Source organism: Flavobacterium sp., assembly GCF_031423415.1.
In the GTDB taxonomy this organism is placed as follows: Bacteria; Bacteroidota; Bacteroidia; order Flavobacteriales; family Flavobacteriaceae; genus Flavobacterium.
Window position 1 is genome coordinate 46,297 of sequence record NZ_JANPFL010000053.1, and the last position, 19,948, is coordinate 66,244.

Annotated in this window: 19 protein-coding genes; 5 read left to right on the forward strand and 14 right to left on the reverse strand. The window is 35.2% G+C overall.

Annotated elements, in window-relative coordinates; translation table 11 throughout:
* Nucleotides 1-251 precede the first annotated feature (251 nt).
* Nucleotides 252-449, reverse strand: a complete 198-nt coding sequence (locus RMO83_RS05480; protein WP_310558670.1) for a hypothetical protein — start codon at nucleotides 447-449, stop codon at nucleotides 252-254.
* A gap of 337 nt (nucleotides 450-786) precedes the next feature.
* The gene (locus RMO83_RS05485) at nucleotides 787-2,028 is read right to left on the reverse strand and encodes a glycosyltransferase N-terminal domain-containing protein (RefSeq protein ID WP_310558671.1); all 1,242 of its coding nucleotides are present in this window, start codon (nucleotides 2,026-2,028) and stop codon (nucleotides 787-789) included.
* 154 nt (nucleotides 2,029-2,182) lie between these two features.
* On the opposite strand from RMO83_RS05485, the gene RMO83_RS05490 reads away from it, so the two are divergent.
* Entirely contained in the window at nucleotides 2,183-3,316 is a 1,134-nt protein-coding gene (locus tag RMO83_RS05490; protein ID WP_310558672.1) for a DegT/DnrJ/EryC1/StrS family aminotransferase, read from the forward strand.
* Nucleotides 3,317-3,318: 2 nt separating this feature from the next.
* The gene (gene galE / locus RMO83_RS05495) at nucleotides 3,319-4,332 is read left to right on the forward strand and encodes a UDP-glucose 4-epimerase GalE (RefSeq protein ID WP_310558673.1); all 1,014 of its coding nucleotides are present in this window, start codon (nucleotides 3,319-3,321) and stop codon (nucleotides 4,330-4,332) included.
* A 69-nt stretch (nucleotides 4,333-4,401) separates the two neighbouring features.
* Here the strand turns inward: galE and RMO83_RS05500 are convergent, their stop codons facing one another.
* Together RMO83_RS05500 and fabD are read right to left on the reverse strand one after the other, a co-directional pair.
* Nucleotides 4,402-4,818, reverse strand: a complete 417-nt coding sequence (locus tag RMO83_RS05500; RefSeq protein WP_310558674.1) for a hypothetical protein — start codon at nucleotides 4,816-4,818, stop codon at nucleotides 4,402-4,404.
* Nucleotides 4,819-4,904: 86 nt separating this feature from the next.
* The gene (fabD, locus tag RMO83_RS05505; RefSeq protein ID WP_310558675.1) at nucleotides 4,905-5,777 is read right to left on the reverse strand and encodes an ACP S-malonyltransferase; all 873 of its coding nucleotides are present in this window, start codon (nucleotides 5,775-5,777) and stop codon (nucleotides 4,905-4,907) included.
* Nucleotides 5,778-6,003: 226 nt separating this feature from the next.
* On the opposite strand from fabD, the gene RMO83_RS05510 reads away from it, so the two are divergent.
* Nucleotides 6,004-7,632: a hypothetical protein gene (locus RMO83_RS05510; protein ID WP_310558676.1), complete on the forward strand. Its 1,629-nt coding sequence runs from the start codon at nucleotides 6,004-6,006 to the stop codon at nucleotides 7,630-7,632.
* 142 nt (nucleotides 7,633-7,774) lie between these two features.
* Here RMO83_RS05510 and RMO83_RS05515 read toward each other — a convergent pair whose 3' ends face one another.
* The 7 genes from RMO83_RS05515 to RMO83_RS05545 form a co-directional block, all read right to left on the reverse strand.
* Nucleotides 7,775-8,491: a pirin family protein gene (locus tag RMO83_RS05515; protein WP_310558677.1), complete on the reverse strand. Its 717-nt coding sequence runs from the start codon at nucleotides 8,489-8,491 to the stop codon at nucleotides 7,775-7,777.
* 194 nt (nucleotides 8,492-8,685) lie between these two features.
* A complete protein-coding gene (locus RMO83_RS05520) occupies nucleotides 8,686-9,261 on the reverse strand; it encodes a Crp/Fnr family transcriptional regulator (RefSeq protein WP_310558678.1) in 576 nt (191 codons plus the stop codon).
* A complete protein-coding gene (locus RMO83_RS05525) occupies nucleotides 9,262-9,579 on the reverse strand; it encodes a DUF6370 family protein (protein ID WP_310558679.1) in 318 nt (105 codons plus the stop codon).
* A 141-nt stretch (nucleotides 9,580-9,720) separates the two neighbouring features.
* Complete coding sequence (locus RMO83_RS05530; RefSeq protein ID WP_310558680.1) at nucleotides 9,721-10,194, reverse strand: hypothetical protein; 474 nt, start codon at nucleotides 10,192-10,194, stop codon at nucleotides 9,721-9,723.
* Between the two features lie 212 nt (nucleotides 10,195-10,406).
* Nucleotides 10,407-12,281, reverse strand: coding sequence for a U32 family peptidase (locus RMO83_RS05535; RefSeq protein ID WP_310558681.1), 1,875 nt, complete (start codon nucleotides 12,279-12,281; stop codon nucleotides 10,407-10,409).
* Between the two features lie 179 nt (nucleotides 12,282-12,460).
* Entirely contained in the window at nucleotides 12,461-13,651 is a 1,191-nt protein-coding gene (locus RMO83_RS05540) for a pyridoxal phosphate-dependent aminotransferase (protein WP_310558682.1), read from the reverse strand.
* Nucleotides 13,652-13,741: 90 nt separating this feature from the next.
* A complete protein-coding gene (locus RMO83_RS05545) occupies nucleotides 13,742-14,836 on the reverse strand; it encodes an acyl-CoA desaturase (protein WP_310558683.1) in 1,095 nt (364 codons plus the stop codon).
* A 107-nt stretch (nucleotides 14,837-14,943) separates the two neighbouring features.
* On the opposite strand from RMO83_RS05545, the gene rsmG reads away from it, so the two are divergent.
* Together rsmG and RMO83_RS05555 are read left to right on the forward strand one after the other, a co-directional pair.
* Nucleotides 14,944-15,573 carry a 16S rRNA (guanine(527)-N(7))-methyltransferase RsmG gene (rsmG, locus tag RMO83_RS05550; RefSeq protein WP_310558684.1) on the forward strand — a complete coding sequence of 210 codons (630 nt, stop codon included), beginning with the start codon at nucleotides 14,944-14,946 and terminating at the stop codon, nucleotides 15,571-15,573.
* A 78-nt stretch (nucleotides 15,574-15,651) separates the two neighbouring features.
* Nucleotides 15,652-16,143 (forward strand): hypothetical protein, encoded by a 492-nt coding sequence (locus RMO83_RS05555; protein WP_310558685.1) that lies wholly within the window; start codon nucleotides 15,652-15,654, stop codon nucleotides 16,141-16,143.
* Between the two features lie 121 nt (nucleotides 16,144-16,264).
* Here RMO83_RS05555 and pruA read toward each other — a convergent pair whose 3' ends face one another.
* The 3 genes from pruA to RMO83_RS05570 form a co-directional block, all read right to left on the reverse strand.
* The gene (gene pruA, locus RMO83_RS05560; RefSeq protein WP_310558686.1) at nucleotides 16,265-17,893 is read right to left on the reverse strand and encodes an L-glutamate gamma-semialdehyde dehydrogenase; all 1,629 of its coding nucleotides are present in this window, start codon (nucleotides 17,891-17,893) and stop codon (nucleotides 16,265-16,267) included.
* Between the two features lie 292 nt (nucleotides 17,894-18,185).
* Nucleotides 18,186-18,572, reverse strand: coding sequence for a Co2+/Mg2+ efflux protein ApaG (gene apaG, locus RMO83_RS05565; protein WP_310558687.1), 387 nt, complete (start codon nucleotides 18,570-18,572; stop codon nucleotides 18,186-18,188).
* 79 nt (nucleotides 18,573-18,651) lie between these two features.
* Nucleotides 18,652-19,905 (reverse strand): DUF5103 domain-containing protein, encoded by a 1,254-nt coding sequence (locus tag RMO83_RS05570; protein ID WP_310558688.1) that lies wholly within the window; start codon nucleotides 19,903-19,905, stop codon nucleotides 18,652-18,654.
* Nucleotides 19,906-19,948: the final 43 nt, after the last annotated feature.

Sequence of the window (19,948 nt, forward strand, 5' to 3'; positions counted from 1 at the left end):
GGTTTTTTTATGCCTTGTTGCCAAACTGTCTCCTAGTATATTTTGACTGACAAAAATCAAGTTTTTAGTAGCAATCAGAAGACAATATAAATTAAACAATAAAGCCATAGCACTCGTCGTGTATGGCTTTCTGTTTTCAGAAAATTACAATTGCTTTCAAAGTAAATATTTAAATGCTAATTTGGAATTTTTGAGTTAAAGGCAAAAAATAAGCTACGCATTGCGTAGCTTTTTTTTTCTGTAATTTAGAATTACTTAGCTGGAGTTGCAGCAGGTGCAACAGCAGTAGTATCAGCAACAACAGCAGCAGTATCAACAGCTACAGCAGCAGTATCAACAGCTACAGCAGTAGTGTCTACAGCTTCAACTGGAGTTTCCTCAGTTTTTGGTTTACATGATACAACAGTCAAAACAGCAACAATGGCTAAACTTAAAAGTACTTTTTTCATCTTACTTAATTATAAAAGGTTAATTATTAATTCGGGGCAAAGATATAAATTTTTTAATAGTTAAAATATTTTTTCATTATTTTTTTCATTTTTTTTTTCTTTCGAGATCTTAACATAGAATTATTAGGATTTTGACTTTATAAATAAAAACTTAATAAATGATCGACATTCTAACCGAACGCTGTTTTTATCCTTATTTCCGGGCTATTTCTTTAAGTTTATTTTTCTGGATAACTAAAGTCAACTCATTTAGTATGTTTTGTGAACCTGTATTTCGGTCTATTTAAAATCAATTAATAAGTTTGAAAGTTAGGAGTCGAATTTATTATAATTAATCTTATGAAATATGTTTCAAAATAATAGCGGTTGCTCCTTTGTTCATTTGCACAAAAGTGCTACAAATATGGCCTTTTTCGTGTCGAATGTCTTCATTTCTAATTAAATTCGAAAAAGCGTCAGAAAGTTCGTTTTTATTAGCAATAGAAACGCAACCTTCCATATTCACTAATGCTGTTGCTTCTGCAAAATGGCTGAAATTTGGACCAATAACAATCGGAATACCGAAAGCTGCAGGTTCCAATATATTGTGAACCCCAGGGTTTCCAAAACCGCCACCAACATAGGCAATGTCAGCATAACTGTAAATCTTGGTCAAAATTCCGATGGTATCAATAATGAAGACATCAAAATCGGCTAAATTTTTAGTTTCTTTTTCTGAAAATAAAACTACTTTTTTGGAAATTGAATTTTTTAATTCTTGAATTTGTTCACTTTTGATGTTGTGCGGAGCAATGATGAATTTGACTTTCTCAGTAGTTTGATTGATATATTCCACTAATAAACTTTCGTCTTTTGGCCAAGAACTTCCCGCAACAATTGTTGTCCATTTTGTCTTTCCGAACGAAGTGAAGGAATCCATAAAAGCCAAAGAGTTGTCTTTTTCTAAAATTGTAGCTACGCGGTCGAAACGAGTATCGCCAGAAACGGCAACATTAGTTTTTCCTAATTGAAATAAAAGTTTTTTAGAACTTTCATTTTGTACAAAAAAGTAGGTGAATGTTTCAAGCGCTTTTCTGTAAAATCCGCCGTACCATTTGAAGAACATTTGGTTTTCTCTAAAAATTCCAGAAATCAAATAGGTTGGAGTTTCGAGTTTTCGAAGTTCATTCAAGTAATTGAGCCAATATTCATATTTGATGAAGAAAACCATTTCTGGATGAACCAATTTTAGAAACATTTGGGCCTTCATTTTCGTGTCTAAAGGCAAATAAACCGTAACATCGGCAATTGTATTGTTTTTACGAACTTCATAACCTGAAGGCGAGAAAAAAGAAATTACAATTTTGTGATGGGGAAATTTCTCTTTTATTTTTTCAATCACAGGCAAACCTTGTTCGTATTCGCCCAATGAAGCAGCGTGAAACCAAATGGTTTTGTCGAAAAGTTTTATTTTCTCTCGAATTTTAGTATTAACATCTTTTCTACCGTCGACAAAAAGTTTAATTTTTGGACTGAATTGAGCGATGATTTTCAATAAAAAATTCGCAATTTGAACGATTAGGTTGTAGATAAAAAGCATATCAAAAAATTTCTGTGGTAAAAATACGTTTTCTTTTAATTATCTATAAAATCATTCTCCTAAAATCCCTATTTTTGTTGTGAATTTAAAACGGGCTAATATTGCGAAAGTTTGGCAAATTTTGTTTTAAATGAACTTTAAACAATAGATTTAAATGAAAAAATTGCAAATGGTTGACTTAAAAAGTCAATACGATAAAATTAAAGACACTGTAAACACTTCAATCCAAGAGGTTCTTGACACCAACACTTACATAAACGGACCACAAGTTCACCAATTTCAAAAAAATCTCGAAAAATATCTTGATGTAAAACATGTAATTCCTTGTGCCAATGGTACCGACGCTTTGCAAATTGCAATGATGGGACTTGATTTAAAGCCTGGTGATGAGGTTATTACTGCCGATTTTACTTTTGCCGCCACCGTGGAAGTGATTGCATTGCTGCAATTGACACCCGTTTTGGTCGATGTAGATCTGTTTAATATGAACATTTCTATTGAAGCAATCAAAAAAGCGATTACGCCAAAAACGAAAGCGATTGTTCCTGTGCATTTGTTTGGTCGTGCCGCCAATATGGAAGCGATTATGGCTATTGCCAAAGAATACAACTTGTATGTAATTGAAGATAATGCGCAAGCTATTGGAGCTAATTGCAAGTTTTCTGATGGGACCAAAAAGAAAGCGGGAGTAATTGGACATGTTGGAGCGACTTCGTTTTTCCCTTCTAAAAATCTAGGATGTTATGGCGATGGTGGAGCAATTTTTACCAATGACGATGCCTTGGCACACAAAATACGTGGAATTGTAAACCACGGAATGTACGAACGGTACCATCACGATGTAGTGGGCGTAAATTCAAGATTAGATAGTATTCAAGCAGCCGTTTTGAATGCCAAATTGCCTTTGTTGGACGAATACAACGCAGCCCGTCAGAATGCTGCTAGAAAATATACGGCAGCTTTTGTTGGACATAAAAACATAATAGCACCTACTATTTGTGACATTTGCGATTGCCATGTTTTTCATCAATATGTATTGCGAATTATTGATGCCGATCGTGATGCTTTGATGCAACATTTGCTAGACAAAGGAATTCCTTGTGCGATTTATTATCCAATTCCATTGCATTCACAAAAAGCCTATTTGGATGTGCGTTACAAAGAAGACCATTTTCCCGTAACCAATCGATTGGTGAAAGAAGTGATTGCCTTGCCAATGCACACCGAATTAGACGATGAGCAAATTAAATTCATAACGGATTCAGTTTTAGAATTTTTAGATAAATAATTATGAAAATACTAGTAACAGGAGGATTGGGTTTTATAGGTTCGCATACCGTTGTCGAATTGCAAAATCAAGGTTTTGAGGTTGTAATTGTTGATGATCTTTCGAATTCTTCCGAAGAAGTTTTAAAAGGAATTGTTGCTATCACAAACAAAAAACCACTTTTCGAAAAATTGGATTTGCGCGAGAAAGCAAATGTTCAGGATTTTTTCAAAAAGCATCAAGACATTTCAGGAGTAATTCATTTTGCGGCTTCAAAAGCAGTTGGCGAAAGCGTCGGAAATCCGCTGTTGTATTATGAAAATAACGTCAATAGTTTGGTTTATTTGCTCCAAGAATTGCAAAAATTACCCCAATCTAACTTCATTTTTAGTTCTTCTTGCACGGTTTACGGTCAAGCCGAAAAAATGCCCATTACCGAAAATGCTTCTATACAACCTGCAATGTCGCCATACGGAAACACCAAGCAAATAGGCGAAGAAATTATAACAGATGCTGCCAAAGCAACCAATATCAATGCGATTTTGTTGCGTTATTTCAACCCGATTGGAGCACATTCATCGGCGGAAATTGGTGAATTGCCATTGGGAGTTCCGCAAAATTTAGTGCCGTTTATCACCCAAACAGGATTGGGTTTACGTACCGAATTATCAGTTTACGGAGACAATTACGCCACGCCTGACGGAACTTGTGTTCGCGATTACATTCACGTAGTCGATTTGGCGAAAGCCCACGTTATTGCTATGAAACGTTTGTTGGATAAAAAGAATTTGGACAAAGTCGAGATTTTTAATCTGGGAACAGGAACAGGAAGCTCAGTTTTGGAAGTGATTCATTCTTTCGAAAAAGTAAGTGGACAAAAACTACCTTATAAAATTGTAGATAGAAGAGAAGGCGATATTACTTCGGCTTACGCCAATACCGATAAAGCAAATAATGTTCTAGGATGGAAAGCAGATTCTACCTTAGATGAAGCAATGGCAAGCGCGTGGAAATGGGAACAGAAAGTCAGGAGCTAGTGATCAGTGTTCAGTTTTTTTAGAATAAAAAAACCTAAATTATCTAGCTGATGATTTAGGTTTTTTTGGTTATAATTGGATTTCGTAAATTAACATATTTCCCGTTTTTTCATCTACAAAGTAAAGGGATCCTCGACTAAATTCTGAAGGAACGAAAATTTTAAAGCCAGATTTTACTTTGAACCAAGCTGGTGCATCGTTAGGTATGTCTAGTGATGTTGAGGTTAAAAGTTTTAAATTATTTTGTTTTATAAATTCTGAGGTCCAATTATTAGTAGCATTTAGTTCTAAATACATTTTATACTCATTACTAAAATGTGCTGACTGCCAATATTTTCCGTTTATTAATTTGACCTCATTTGTCGGCTTGGTTCCTGACCATAAGAAAAATACTTCTTCGGGATTTTCAGAATTCTTTTCAGAACAAGAAATAATTGCGATGCCTAAAAAAAGAAAGCCAAGAATAGTTTTCAAATAATGTCCCATGAATTTAGATTTATAAAATAGAATAATATTTATTTAAAAACTAGTAACTATCCCGAAGCTTCGGGACTGACCACTGAATACTAATTTTAAGCGTTCGCCGTCACTGCTTCTCTATCAATTTTTCCAATCAATCCCGCTAATACTTTTCCTGGACCCACTTCGGTGAACAAAGTCGCTCCGTCAGCAATCATTTGTTGCACGGATTGTGTCCATCGTACAGGAGCTGTCAGTTGTATGATTAAGTTTTTCTTGATTTCATTGGCATCAGAAACCGCAGTTGCTGTCACGTTTTGATATACAGGGCAAATCGGTGACGAGAATGTTGTCGCTTCAATGGCTGCGGCCAATTCTTCTCTTGCGGGTTCCATCATTGGAGAGTGAAAACCACCACCAACAGGCAACAACAAAGCGCGTTTTGCCCCAGCCGCTTTCATTGCTTCACAAGCTTTTTCAACGGCTGAAGTTTCTCCTGAAATTACTAATTGTCCCGGGCAGTTGTAATTGGCAGCGACAACAATTCCGTCAATCGAAGCGCAAACTTCTTCCACGATATTGTCAGCTAATCCTATTACTGCCGCCATTGTCGAAGGTTTTATTTCGCAAGCTTTTTGCATCGCCAACGCCCGTTTTGAAACCAATTGTAGTCCATCTTCAAACGACAAAACGCCATTAGCAACCAATGCTGAAAATTCGCCCAAAGAATGTCCCGCTACCATTTCTGGTTTGAAATTTTCTAAAGTTTTAGCTAAAATCACCGAGTGCAAGAAAACGGCTGGTTGAGTAACTTTGGTTTCTTTCAATTCTTCGGATGTGCCTTCAAACATAATGTCTGTGATTCGGAAACCTAAAATTTCATTGGCTTTTTCGAAAAGTGATTTTGCTAATTCGGAGTTTTCATATAAGTCTTTGCCCATTCCTATAAATTGTGCGCCTTGACCGGGAAATACGTATGCTTTCATAATTTTTGCTGAAATTGTTGCAGTATCATTGTGTACTGATGATTAGTAATAGTTTTTTATTCAATTGTAAAACAAATCGATATGATTTGCCACTGATAAGAAGTAAACAAATTTATTTTAATATATTTTCGTTGATTTGATTTAATTCTAAAAAACAAAAATACTTACTTTGTAACAAACTAAAAAAACAAATGTCTAATATGTGTAAAACTAAACAGAATTTAAAATGAGAAAAATTTTCCCCATCGCAATTATTCTATTAATCACGGTATTTTACTTTTATCTAACGCTGCCAGTATTAAATTATGGTTTTGTAGGAGTTACAGCCTTACTTTTAATTATCGCTGCCATATTATTTTTCTCTTTTTCTAAATTTACAATTAGTTCTGACGGGAAAAGTTACAAACCAATAACAGTTTTCTGGAAAATTCCAGCTTTATTAATAGGTATTTCTATTATATATTCATTTGTACTTCCTTTTTTTACATCGCACCCTGTTTTTAGAAATCAAGACTTTAGAAATTTAATTGGGAAAGTGGCAAACGGCGAAAAGTTGACCAATCATATCGCTCCAATTTCTATGAATGAAATTAGAGTTGTAGATGAAAGTTTAGCGCATTTATTAGGCGAAAAAATATTAGGATCGCAACCTGCATTGGGCAGTCAGGCACAATTAGAAGAATTTTTTATTCAGAAAGTGAACGGCAAATTATATTGGATTGCACCTTTAGAGCATTCGGGTTTTTTTAAATGGTTAAACAACAAACAAGGCACAACTGGTTACGTGATGGTGTCGGCAACAAATGAACGTGATGTGAAATTAGTACAAGAAGTAAACGGAAAACCACTATTTTTAAAATACCAAAGGGAAGCCTATTTTGGCAGTAATTTGCACCGATATTTATATTTTAATGGTTATAACACCTTAGGTTTAGCGGATTTTAGTTTTGAAATTGACGACGATGGAGTGCCTTACTGGGTAGTTACAAAATATGCTAAAAAAGTTGGCTTTTCTGGCAACGATGCCACAGGTGTTGTAGTTGTAAATGCGCAAAATGGAGCTATAAAGGAATATAATATTAAGAATACACCACTATGGGTAGATAGAATTCAGCCTATTTCATTTATTAAAGATCAGTTGAATGATTGGGGCGAATATGTAAAAGGGTATTGGAATTTTTCTAACGAAAATAAACTTCAAATTACAGAAGATTTAACCTTAGTTTATGGAAAAGATAATAAATCCTATTGGTACACCGGAATTACTTCGGTAGGAAAAGATGAATCTGCAGTCGGATTTGTTTTAGTAGATACAAGAACTAAAGAAACTACTTTTTACAAGCAAAGTGGTGCCACAGAATTTGCTGCGCAAAGCTCGGCACAGGGAAAAGTGCAAGAGAAAGGATTTCAAGCTTCGTTGCCTATTCCATATAACATTAATAACATTCCAACTTATGTAATGACGTTAAAAGACAATGGCGGATTGGTAAAAATGTATGCTATGGTTTCCATTGCAGATTACACCATTGTTGGGACAGGAAATACTATGCGTGAGGCTTTAACAGCTTATAAAACAGCGTTTAACTCTTCAGGAAATAAAATAAATTCAGGTGAAAAATCCGCAAGAAAAGTAGTCGAATCGGTTGTGGTTCGAATTCAGAATGATGTCAAAAACGGAAATAGTTTTTATTATTTTACGGTAAAAGATTATCCTAATATTTTTGTAGGTTCGTCTCAAATATCCAATCAATTGCCCATTACTGCAGTTGGGGATTTGGTGAAAATTTCCTTCGATATAGATAGTGAAGAAATTGTTGATGTTTCTACCTTTGAGAATATCAGCTTGAAAAAGTAAAGGCTATGCTATTATTAAAATAGTTCGAAGATGTTTGTCAAAAATAAAAAAGGGAAGTTCAATAGTAGAACTTCCCTTTTTTATTTAAAATTGACAATTGATTTTTTAACGGAATATTGGTTATTCAACAATGAAAAATTAATTACTGTTCCATCGGGATTTCCATCAACAAAAATTTCGCATCGGTGGTTGCTTTGAAGTCTAAGGTTTCGAAATCAGTAATTCCCAAGCCATCACGCGTTTCCAATTCCTGACCATCAACCGTTATTGTTCCTGAAATCACAAAAACATAAAGACCGTTTCCTTCTTTTTTCAATTCGTATGTTTTACTGAATCCTGCATCAAAATTGGCCAAATGAAACCAAGCGTCTTGATGGATCCAAACTCCGGCATCATCAGGATTTGGCGAAAGAATTTGGACAAAATTATTTTTTTGTTCGGTTATATCTAGAGTAATTTGTTGGTAACGAGGTTCCACATTTCTGATTTTTGGGAATACCCAAATCTGAAAAAGTTTGGTTCGCTCGCTTGCATTGGGATTGAATTCACTATGTCGAATACCAGTTCCTGCACTCATTACTTGCACATCGCCCGTTTTTATGATGGATTCATTTCCCATACTGTCCTTGTGAGCTAAATCGCCTTCCAACGGAATGGTAATAATTTCCATATTGTCGTGTGGATGTGTGCCAAAACCCATTCCGCCAGAAACGGTATCATCATTTAAAACACGCAACATTCCGAATTGAATTCTTTCTGGGTTGTACCAACTGGCAAAACTAAAACTATGATAAGCGTTGAGCCATCCGTGATCTGCGTGTCCTCTTGTATCTGCTTTGTGTAAAAGGGTAGTTTTCATACTATATAATTTTTGTGATTATTGTGATACAAATTTACGATGGAAGTAAGCAAAAGACACTTAACCTAGATTAAGAAAATAGTGTTCAGTGTTCAGTGGTTTAGTATTCATTGAGATATTGTCTAATAAAAATATAACTGTTCACCATAAAACAGATTCTTATTAGGACTGACCACTACTATACTGACCACTGATCACTTTCTTAGTAGCTTGCTTTTCATTTTGCTAAAAAATTCTGGTGTTACTCCTAAATAGGAGGCGATTTGTTTTTGGGGAACTTTCTGTATTAAATCAGGATATTTGCGACAAAATTTTTGGAAACGTTCCTCGGCGGTTAAACTCAAGTTATCCATCAATCTTTCTTGATGTGCTACCAATGAATTTTCGGTTAGAATTCTAAAGAAACGTTCGAGTTTAGGGATTTCTTTATAGAGTGCTTCCTGGTTTTCTTTAGACAATAAAACCACTTCGGCATCTTCCAGAACCTGAATGAAGAGATTTCCCGGTTTTTGCGAAAGCAAACTATACATATCGCTAATCCACCAACCGCTACAAGCAAAACTCAAAACGTGTTCTACAATATTGTCGTTGATATTAAAACTTCTCAAAACACCAGAATTGACAAAATAAGTATAATTTGCCACTTCGCCAGCGTTGAGCAAAACGGTTTTGGCCTTGTATTTATGAGTAGTTGTTTTAGACAAAAATAAAAACTCTTCTTCAGGAGTTAGCGCAACGATTTTGGCGATATTTTGAAGGATGAGCTCCATTTACTTTGTTTCGGGCAACAATTTGAAATAAGTCACCTTAAAACGATTGTCTACTATTTCGCCCACCACTTCTGCTTTTCTGACTTTAGCACAAAATCCATCTGCAGCGTGCGCATCACCATGATGGTCAATATCCGTTCCATCGACAAAATAGGATTTTCCATTTATACGTATAGCCAAATCACAGGCTTTTCCTTCCATTCCAAATTGACATTGTCCGCAGGAGGCTTCCACAATTTGTTTTTGTTGTTCTTTTGTTTCTTGAGCGACAACAGAAAAACTAAGTAATACAATAAAAAGGATGATGATTTTTTTCATTTGGAGGCAAAGTATAATGGATAGCTTAGAAAATACGATTCAAAAATAGTTATTTAACTGCAAAGTCCGCAAAGATTTGAAATAATCCTTTGCGAACCATGTATAATTCTTTGCGCGCTTACCGGGAATTGTTTTATTAATTTAAGGCTGAGGATTTTGACTCATTTTTATAACTATTAAACTACTTATAAAAGTCATAATCATTAGTAGAAATGATAAAAATAAAACTACTAAGATAGAGAATAAAATTTGATAAGGAATTTGAGATTGTAACACGGATGATATTCCATTAATTAACATTCCTGTTATATAAGTTACAAAAAGAGCTATCAAGAGTTTTGAACTAACTTCAAATGAAAATTGAGAGCATGCTTTTAAATAAGAAATTTGATTTAATGAAGAACTGATTTTTTTAGCTGAATTCCAAAAAAGAAAAATAATAAACAATGGAAAAAGAATTCCCCAAAAAACAGGATTCCAAAAAGTGCCAAAATCTAAGATTTGAATGAAAAGGGTTGAGTTACTCTCTTTTGGAAAGATTAAAAATGGAAAAATAGCGGAAACAAAAACTCCAGCAATAATTGAATATTTTGTTATACTACTTTTAGTCTCCATTTAATTTTTTTTGAGAGTAAAGATAAAAAAACTAATGTATTCTCAAGCAGATTTTGCAGAGACAGCAGATTTTATTTAACCACAAAGTCGCAAAGATTTGCGCAAAGAACACAAAGTTCTTGCTTTTTAGCCAAAAGAAAAAGTTCGCAAAGATTTTAAAATAAATCTTTGCGAACCTAGCGTAACCTTTGTGTACTTAGTGGTTAATTATTTTAATGTAAATGATCTTCCTCGATTTCAAATTCGGCATCTTTTTCCCAAATTTCCATTTCGCAAGGTTTGCAATTGAATTTGAGTTTGTATTCGAGTTCGCCTTGTTTCAAAACCAAAGGTTCTTTAAGTTTGGTTTCCATGGTGTCTTTGTGATACTTTGGGCATTTTTCTAGTTCGTATTTGATGCAATATTTGGTGGTCATTACACGAGATTTTCCAGGATCCCATTGCAATTCGAATGCTTTTTCAATTTCGGTAACGCCGTGACGTTCGTAGAATTTTCGTGCCAATTTGTTCGAAACATTGTACATAAAATCCAGTTTCGTTTCTGGATAAGGATGCGAGGTTTTGATCATTTGGTGTTCTTTGACCTTGTAGTTTGCCACACGAATTTCGGATAATTGTTCGAAAGCGGTTCTTCGCATTTCGTTGATTTTGGAAATAGGAAGAAACCAGTTTTCGGAGAATTGAATGGTTATTTCATCAACTTTATAAGGCGTGAAACCAGTTTTTGCCAAATTGATTTTGAAATTCTCCTCGATAGATTCGTTGTTTTTCGTTCTTTCTTTTGGATGAACCAAATTTACGCTGCTCACATTTCCGTCTTCGTCGGTGGCGATGAGCTCAAAACCGTTTTCGTTTTCGGTTAGTACTAAAGTAGTGCTTATTTTTCGAACTGCGCTGTCTTCTCGTTCTACAATTTTGATGAAAGCCGCATCGTTATTCCGGTAAATGAATGTTCCGGGTTTGATTTCTTTCAACACATTGGGATAAGCCAAACCGTTTTCGACTTTGTTGACATAAATTCCGTCAGCTTCTTTGTTTTCGTTGATGAAACACAATCCGTCGCCATTGTTAAGTAATTCGCCATTTTCGATTTCGTAAGCGTTTCCAGTGGTTTTGATCAATTTACCAATGTACTGTCCTTTCGATTTTGGACTTTCCCAAGAACCGATAGATTGGTGCCTTTCGTTGACGAAATAATCGGTATAACCACGATTGAAACTTTTGTTCAAAGCCGATTCAAAAGTATAAGTGCATTTTCCAGAAGAAGCTTTGGTGTATTTGTCACTTCCTGCACCTTCCAAGAAATCATCTAGTTTTTGACGTAAATAAGAAACGTTGTTTTTTACATAAACAATATCTTTCAGACGACCTTCGATTTTGAAGGAGCAAATTCCAGCTTCAATTAAATTTGGAATTTGGGCAGAAACATCAAAATCTTTGATGGAAAGCAAGTGGCTATTTTTGATTAAAGTTTCGCCGTGACCATCAATTAAGTTGTAGGGCAAACGGCAGTTTTGTGCGCAAGAACCGCGATTGGCAGAGCGTTCTCCATTGGCTACACTCATATAACAGTTTCCGCTAAAAGAAACGCAAAGCGCACCCGTCACGAAAAATTCTAATTCCACATCGCTCGCTTCACTGATTTCTTTGATTTGGTGTAAGTTTAATTCACGAGCCAAAACCACACGTTTCACCCCAGCGTCTTTCAGGAACTTGATTTTATGAGGGTCACGGTTGTTGGCTTGCGTACTAGCGTGCAAAACGATAGGCGGAATGTCCATCTCCATAATCGACATATCCTGAACAATAAGTGCGTCGACATTTATATCGTATAATTGCCAAATCATTTGGCGACAGGTTTCGAGTTCGTTGTCGTACAAAATGGTGTTGATGACCACAAAAACCTGAGCGTTGAATAAATGCGCATATTCTACTAATTTTGCCACATCTTCAATCGAATTGGTCGCATTGGAACGGGCTCCAAATTGCGGTGCTCCAATATAAACGGCATCAGCTCCGCTATTAATGGCAGCAAGACCGTGAATTAAATCTTTGGCAGGAGCAAGAATTTCTATTTTCTTTTTCATCTATTGGGATGATAATTTTATAATTGATGGATTATAAGACTTTTAGGCTTTTGTCTAAAAGTCAGCAAAGTTCTTATAAAAAATTCGAGATTTCTAATCCGAATGGATATTTTTCGATTTAATATTAAAAAAGCCCCAAGAAAATCTTGAGGCCATTGATATAAAAATAGAAGTTTAGCTTATCCAGCCAAAGCATCTTTAATTCTTTTTAAAGCTTCTTTCAATAATTCGTCGCTTGTTGCATAAGAAAAACGAATACAGTTTGGATTTCCGAAGGCATCACCTGTTACTGTTGCTACACAAGCTTCGGCCAAAAGATACATTGAAACGTCATTAGCATTTTTGATTTCGGTTCCTTTTAATGTTTTTCCGAAGAAAGAAGAAACGTCTGGGAATACATAAAAAGCTCCTTCTGGAACGTTGATTTTGATTCCTGGGATTTCTTTCAACAATCCAACTACTAAATCTCGACGACTTTTGAAAGCAGCAACCATTTCGTGAAGCACGCTTGGATCAGCATCTACAGCAGTAATCGTAGCGCGTTGTGCCACAGAGTTTGCACCCGAAGTGACTTGTCCTTGAATTTTTGTACACGCTTTTGCGATAAATTCTGGTCCTCCGATGTAACCAATTCTGTAACCAGTCATTGCGAAAGCTTTGGCCAATCCGTTAACGGTAACTGTTTTTTCTAACATTCCCGGAATAGATCCAATGCTGCAAAAAGTTCCTGAGAAATTGATGTGCTCATAGATTTCGTCAGCAACGACAATAATGTTTGGATATTTTTCTAATACTTTAGCTAAAGCAGTTAATTCTTCTCTGTTGTATACTGATCCAGATGGATTACAAGGAGAAGAGAACCACATCATTTTTGTTTTTGGTGTGATGGCAGCTTCTAATTGTGCAGGAGTGATTTTGAAATCACTTTCGATAGAAGTTGGAACTTCTACCGGAACTCCGCCTGATAGTTTTACGATTTCGAAGTAAGAAACCCAGTAAGGTGCTGGCAAAATCACTTCGTCTCCATCGTTTAGCATTACTTGTGCAATATTGTACAACGATTGTTTTGCCCCAGTTGAAACCACGATTTGCGATGGTTTGTAATCTAGTCCGTTGTCTCTTTTGAATTTTCTGCAAATGGCTTCTTTTAAATCAGCATAACCTTCTACTGGAGAATAAGTGCTATAATTATCATCGATGGCTTTTTTGGCCGCTTCTTTGATGAAATCGGGAGTGTTGAAATCAGGTTCTCCCAAACTTAAACTAATAATATCTTTTCCTTGTGCTTTTAATTCTCTGGCCAATGCTGCCATTGCCAATGTCTGTGAAGTGGCTAAATTGTTGATTCTGTCTGAAAGCAAATTGTTCATTAATTGTAATTTTTGGTTTATAAAGTTGGTTATTTGTTGAGACTGACTGCAGTGCGTCTGTACATTATCTTGAGGCACTGTTGTCCGTCTTTATTGTAAAGCCGGTTTCATTCCTAGTTCTTTCAAATGTTTGAAATGGGCAATTACTGCACTTCGAAAAGTTTTATATTCATAATATGGTAATTGACATTCGTCGGCCGTTTCTTTTACGATTTTTGAAATTTTATCATAATGTACATGACTGATGTGCGGAAAAATATGATGCTCAATTTGGTGGTTTAAACCTCCGGTGTACCAGTTTACGATTTTGTTTTTTGGGGCAAAGTTAACCGTGGTAAACAATTGATGAACAGCCCAAGTATTTTCCATTTCCCCTTCTTGGCTTGGAATTGGATTAGCAGCTTCATTTACAACGTGTGCTAATTGGAATACTACACTCAAGATTAATCCAGCTGTGTAATGCATCACGAAAAATCCAACCAAAACTTTCCACCAAGTGATTCCAATTAGTATTGGCAAAACAATCCAAATAGCTATATAAATAACTTTAGTGATGATTAAAGTAGTCCAAAGAATTTTAGGGCTTTTCGGTTCGCCATAAGACAGTTTTCTTTTCAGGTAACTTCTCATTTGTTTGAAATCAGTAGTAATAGCCCAATTGAAAGTCAACAAACCATATAAAAACACAGCATAATATTGTTGGAATTTGTGGAATTTATGCCATTGTGCTTCTTTGGAGAAACGCATAATTCTTCCAGCTTCCAAGTCTTCGTCGTGGCCGATAATATTCGTGTAAGTATGATGCAAAACGTTATGTTGTACTTGCCAGTTGTGAACATTACCAGCCAAAACATAAATTGTCCCGCCCATAAAGTTATTCACCCAATTTTTAGTAGAATACGAACCGTGATTGGCATCGTGCATTACGTTCATTCCAATTCCCGCCATTCCAATTCCCATAACAATAGTCAACAGTAAATGTACCCAAAAAGGCATAGGTAAAGTGAGTATCAAAAAATAAGGTACTAAAAAAACGGTAAAAAGAATTACAGTTTTCAAATGGATTTTCCAGTTGCCGGTTTTTTGAATGTTATTTTCTTTAAAGTAATTGTTTACGCGAGAGTTAAGCGTTCTAAAAAATTTTAGATTGTCTTGTTTTGCGAATGTTGGCGTGACGTTGTTCATATTTAATCTTGGATATATTACAAAGGTAATTATTAAAAATTTTCAATATGTAAAAATGCGTTAAATATTCAAAACTAAAACCTCTACATTTGTTAAAATTTTTAATGATGGAAGAAATTCTAAAGTATTTCCCAAATTTGACCGCTGTTCAAAAGGAGCAATTCGCAAAACTGGATTTTTTATACCACGATTGGAATGCAAAAATCAACGTTATTTCTAGAAAAGATATTGACGAATTGTACACCAAACATATTTTGCATTCCTTGGGAATTGCCAAAATTATAAAATTCGAACCCGGAACTTATGTCCTTGATGTGGGTACTGGCGGAGGATTTCCTGGAATTCCATTGGCTATTCTTTTTCCGGAAACTCGGTTTTACTTGATTGATGTCATAGCCAAAAAAATAAAAGTCGTTCAGGCTGTCGCCGAAGCCTTGGAACTCAAAAACGTAAAAGCCGAACAATTACGTGCCGAATTGGTAAAAGGTGATTTCGATTTTATTGTGAGTCGTGCCGTGACCAATATGCCCGATTTTGTGTCTTGGGTTAAAGACAAAATCAAAAAGAAACATAAGCACGAACTCAAAAACGGAATTCTCTATCTCAAAGGTGGCGATTTAACCGAAGAATTAAAGGATTTCCCAAAAGCAACAGAATATAATTTAGCTGATTATTTTGAAGACGAATTTTTTGAGACTAAAAAAGTGGTGCATTTGCCGTTGAAGTTTGTGGGTTAGAGATCTTACATTTATAAAAGTCTGATCTGACTCAAATTAGTTAATATTTAATAGTTCTATTCAATTCAGAAATATATTATGAAAACAATCATTTTAAAATTGCTAATAATAATTCCTTTTTTCCTAATAATTTCTTGTGATAAACCTAAGGATAAATTAGAACAGAAAAATGAATATTGGGATGAAATTCAACTAATTACGAGGAATCAAAAAATTATTATTTATAATGAAAATGATACTGCAAGTTTTGAAAATGAAATTTTTAAAAAGGTAAGTGGTAATTACAGTTCAGCCATTTATAAATTCGAAAAAATAGATAAGAAAAGCTTTTCTTTAAACAGAAATGAGCGTGACAGTTTATACAAATATACCAAGGCAATAATAACTAAGCCCGTTTTTACCGACAGGGCCTCTACAGATTATGCTGGATATGTTTTAATAAAGTTAAGAGATCGGCATACTACATTAATGTGTGAATATAAATCAGTTGGAGAATGGTCAACTGTCTCTGAAGAAACAAAAAATATTTATAATTTGCTAAAGACGAAAATTGATGTTGCAAAACAATAGAAGTTAATCCAAAAAAATTAAATTTTAGTCCAAAATTCAAAACCCACAAGAACTCAATTACCTTGATTCTTGTGGGTTTTTAAATATCGTACTTCGTATATTGTCCTTCGTACCTCAATAACTATTCTCCCAAAAACGGGTATCTGTAATCTTCCGGAGTTACAAAAGTCTCTTTGATTGTTCTTGGCGAAGCCCAACGCAACAAGTTTAATGCTGAACCCGCTTTGTCATTAGTTCCAGAAGCTCTTGCCCCACCAAAAGGTTGCATTCCTACAACGGCTCCAGTTGGTTTGTCGTTGATGTAGAAATTTCCTGCCGCGTTCTGCAAAGCAATTGTTGCTTCTTCAATCGCGTAACGGTCTTGGCTGAAAATTGCTCCTGTTAATGCGTATTCAGATGTATTGTCAACTAGTTTTAAAGTTGCTGACCAATTGGCATCTTCATAAACAAAAATCGTCATCACAGGACCGAATAATTCGGTTTCCATTGTGGTGTAACGAGGATTTGTGGTTACAATTATGGTTGGTTCAACAAAATAACCCACCGATTTATCATAATTTCCACCAACGATGATTTCAGCATCCGAATCTTTTTTGGCTTGGTCAATAAAACTTGCTAATTTGTCAAAAGAACCTTCGTGAATAACAGCGGTTATGAAGTTTCCAAAATCTTCTGGCGATCCCATTTTCATTGATTTAACATCGGTAATCAATTGTTTTTTGAGTTCTGGCCACATACTCTGCGGAACATAAGCTCTTGAAGCAGCGGAACATTTTTGTCCTTGAAATTCAAAAGCACCACGAACAATTCCGGTTGAAACTTGTTTTACATTCGCACTTGGATGCGCTACAACAAAATCCTTTCCACCAGTTTCGCCTACAATTCTTGGGTAGGTTTTATACTTATGGATATTGGCACCTATTTTTGCCCAAATTTCTTTGAAAACAAATGTTGAACCTGTATAATGGATTCCGGCAAAATCAGGACTTGCTAAAACGGTATCGGTAACCATAATAGGGTCACCAAAAACAACGTTGATAACACCATCTGGAACGCCAGCCTCTTTGAAAACGTCAATAATAATTTTTGCAGAGAAAACTTGGCTGTCGCTAGGTTTCCATATCACGACATTACCCATCATTGCTGCACTTGCAGGAAGATTAGCTGCAATGGCGGTAAAGTTGAAAGGGGTAATAGCATAAACAAAACCTTCAAGTGGGCGGTATTCTAGTCTATTCCAAACATCGGAAGTTGATTTGGGTTGGTCGCTGTAAATTTGGGTCATAAACTCAACGTTGTAACGCAAGAAATCAATCAATTCGCAAGAAGCATCAATCTCTGCTTGGAAAATATTTTTGGATTGCGCAATCATTGTTGCGGCATTTATCTTTGCTCTGTATGGTCCAGCTATCAATTCAGCGGCTTTTAAGAAAATCGCTGCGCGTTGTTCCCAAGCCATATTCGCCCATTTTGTTTTGGCTTCAAGTGCATTGGCAATCGCTTTTTCGATATGGGATTTTTCAGCAAGGTGATAGGTTCCCACGACGTGTTTGTGGTCGTGTGGCGCTGTCATATTTTTTGTATTTCCAGTTCTGATTTCTTCGCTTCCAATGTATAGAGGAACATCTATTTTAGAATTCCACATTGTTTTATAAGCGGCGAGAACCGCTGCTTTTTCTGGAGAATTTGGAGTATACGATTTAACGGGCTCGTTTACGGCTTTTGGCACATTGAAAAATCCTTTAAGCATATCTTTTTTTTTTGAGAATTAGAAAATTTTCACAAAAGTACAAAGGTTTGTTTTAAAAATTAGTAAATAGTGGTTTAATATCTGAGATTTCTAATTGGGGTCTAGCCCATATCTAAATTAAAACCCCAGAGGGATAAAAGTCGATTTTTCTTAATAATTGTTGAGCGACCGTAGAAAGTTCCTAAAATTACATTAGAAAAAAAGTTTTTGAATCGAGGAGTTGTAATGGAGCGCTGGAAATAGCTCCTAAATAGTTTGATAAATTGATATCGGAATTTTATTGCAACAAATTTTAATTCATAGCAAAAGGAGCACACAATTTGAAGGTTGGCACGATAACTTTGAAGTTTTTTGTTGAGGTGAAATTAATCATATTGAAGTAGCCTTTCATCGCTCCGTAGGGAGAAGCGAGCAAACAACCGGAATTATACGTGTGTAATTCGCCTGGTTTTATAACGGGTTTTTTGCCAATAACACCTTCTCCGTCAACTACTTCGTTGCTATTTAAGGAATCAAAAATTTCCCAATGACGTGAAATTAATTGTACCGAATCCTTGCTGTGATTTTCGATTGTGATTTCGTAGCTAAAAGCAAAATGAATCTTGTAGTTTTTGAAGTAAGTGCCTTCAAAACTAGTTAAAACGGAAATTTTTATGCCTCTTGTGATTTGAGAAACCATAGCAAATGATTATGAATGAGTTTGATACTGGCAAATTTACAAAAAAAAAGGTTACTACTAATTTTTTGATAGCTGTTTTTTAATTGGTAATAACAATTGAATTTACGGTAGCTTTTCCTATAACTTTTTGGTAGCGGTCATTGTTTTCGCGGTAATAGACTAAAATGGTGTAGTCGTTTTCAGTTTGCCAATAATTTCCATCTATGGCATTTTCTCCATCGATATTTCCTTTGTCGTCCGCAATTTGATATTGAAAATTCGTAAATCCTTGTTTGATGAGAATGGCTTTTTCGTAACTATTTTTTTCTTGGTTGAAATCCATCTTATATTCAGGGGATAAACTGTAATTATTGAACATTCCTGTGATGTAAATGTCTTTATTTTTCATAAAAGTAGGCGCCGAAACACTAAAATAAACCCAAGCATAATCGGCTTCTATTTCGTTTTTTACCACACCGATGTTGCGAATTACAAAATTTCCATTCACATCCGGATTAAGGGTGTAAGGGTAATTTCGTCGGGCGTTGTTGGTAAATAAATGAGAATTGTATATTCCGTTGCCAGAATCTATTCTTGAGATAGTATTGCCAGCCGATCGGATATTGCTGTTGTCAAAATATAAAAATTCATTTCCTGCCCAAAATTGGGTTTCAGTATCGTATTTGTATATCAAATCATTGCCAACGGTGTATTGTGGAACAATGTTTTTGATAGCGTTGTTCAATTGTCCGTTTTGCAACAACGCAATTTTTATGTTCTTTATTGGGGTTTGAAAATTGATTGCTTGAGATTTTACTGAAAATTCGATATTGTGTTTGTGTTCTAAATAATTTGCCGTTCTTGCTCGCTTTATTTGAATAGGAATAGTTACGAGATCTTCGTAAACAATGAATTTTCGGGATAAAATAACCTCTCGACTTTCGTCTAAAATTTTCAGAATGTAATTGCCGCTGATTCGCAATTGCATAAACTGATTGGGAACAGGCAATATGTAATGCGAATAAATTTGTAAGGTGTTGATGGAATTCTCGTATTGCATAATTCTTTGGCCGTCAAAACCGGTCATATATTCTTGTTTTGGAATAGCTGTTGGATTCCAATTGTAATCGCAGTGCACAATTTCGAAGTAATAATTAGCTTCATTGCCAAATAAGTCATCAAATTGAAATTGGAAACCATCACCTAATTTAAAAATTGGAACTACATTTTCGTTGCTTTGTACAAAAGAAACGGTTTTGATATTGTAGGGCGGAAGTACCTCGGTTTGTGTCTGTGCAACTGCAGCAGTTACAATAAAAATCAATCCTATTTTCCGAAAAATATTTTTAAGCATAATATTTTATAATTGGTAGACAGTAAAATTAGCGAAAAATTGG

What these genes read in the sequence shown, in the direction of transcription:
- RMO83_RS05480 (WP_310558670.1), bottom strand. Translation starts at nt 449, where the DNA reads ATGAAAAAAGTACTTTTAAGTTTAGCCATTGTTGCTGTTTTGACTGTT.
- RMO83_RS05530 (WP_310558680.1), bottom strand. Translation starts at nt 10,194, where the DNA reads ATGGAGACTAAAAGTAGTATAACAAAATATTCAATTATTGCTGGAGTT.
- galE (WP_310558673.1), top strand. Translation starts at nt 3,319, where the DNA reads ATGAAAATACTAGTAACAGGAGGATTGGGTTTTATAGGTTCGCATACC.
- RMO83_RS05570 (WP_310558688.1), bottom strand. Translation starts at nt 19,905, where the DNA reads ATGCTTAAAAATATTTTTCGGAAAATAGGATTGATTTTTATTGTAACT.
- RMO83_RS05510 (WP_310558676.1), top strand. Translation starts at nt 6,004, where the DNA reads ATGAGAAAAATTTTCCCCATCGCAATTATTCTATTAATCACGGTATTT.
- RMO83_RS05485 (WP_310558671.1), bottom strand. Translation starts at nt 2,028, where the DNA reads ATGCTTTTTATCTACAACCTAATCGTTCAAATTGCGAATTTTTTATTG.
- RMO83_RS05490 (WP_310558672.1), top strand. Translation starts at nt 2,183, where the DNA reads ATGAAAAAATTGCAAATGGTTGACTTAAAAAGTCAATACGATAAAATT.
- RMO83_RS05555 (WP_310558685.1), top strand. Translation starts at nt 15,652, where the DNA reads ATGAAAACAATCATTTTAAAATTGCTAATAATAATTCCTTTTTTCCTA.
- RMO83_RS05535 (WP_310558681.1), bottom strand. Translation starts at nt 12,281, where the DNA reads ATGAAAAAGAAAATAGAAATTCTTGCTCCTGCCAAAGATTTAATTCAC.
- RMO83_RS05515 (WP_310558677.1), bottom strand. Translation starts at nt 8,491, where the DNA reads ATGAAAACTACCCTTTTACACAAAGCAGATACAAGAGGACACGCAGAT.
- RMO83_RS05540 (WP_310558682.1), bottom strand. Translation starts at nt 13,651, where the DNA reads ATGAACAATTTGCTTTCAGACAGAATCAACAATTTAGCCACTTCACAG.
- rsmG (WP_310558684.1), top strand. Translation starts at nt 14,944, where the DNA reads ATGGAAGAAATTCTAAAGTATTTCCCAAATTTGACCGCTGTTCAAAAG.
- pruA (WP_310558686.1), bottom strand. Translation starts at nt 17,893, where the DNA reads ATGCTTAAAGGATTTTTCAATGTGCCAAAAGCCGTAAACGAGCCCGTT.
- RMO83_RS05525 (WP_310558679.1), bottom strand. Translation starts at nt 9,579, where the DNA reads ATGAAAAAAATCATCATCCTTTTTATTGTATTACTTAGTTTTTCTGTT.
- RMO83_RS05500 (WP_310558674.1), bottom strand. Translation starts at nt 4,818, where the DNA reads ATGGGACATTATTTGAAAACTATTCTTGGCTTTCTTTTTTTAGGCATC.
- fabD (WP_310558675.1), bottom strand. Translation starts at nt 5,777, where the DNA reads ATGAAAGCATACGTATTTCCCGGTCAAGGCGCACAATTTATAGGAATG.
- RMO83_RS05520 (WP_310558678.1), bottom strand. Translation starts at nt 9,261, where the DNA reads ATGGAGCTCATCCTTCAAAATATCGCCAAAATCGTTGCGCTAACTCCT.
- apaG (WP_310558687.1), bottom strand. Translation starts at nt 18,572, where the DNA reads ATGGTTTCTCAAATCACAAGAGGCATAAAAATTTCCGTTTTAACTAGT.
- RMO83_RS05545 (WP_310558683.1), bottom strand. Translation starts at nt 14,836, where the DNA reads ATGAACAACGTCACGCCAACATTCGCAAAACAAGACAATCTAAAATTT.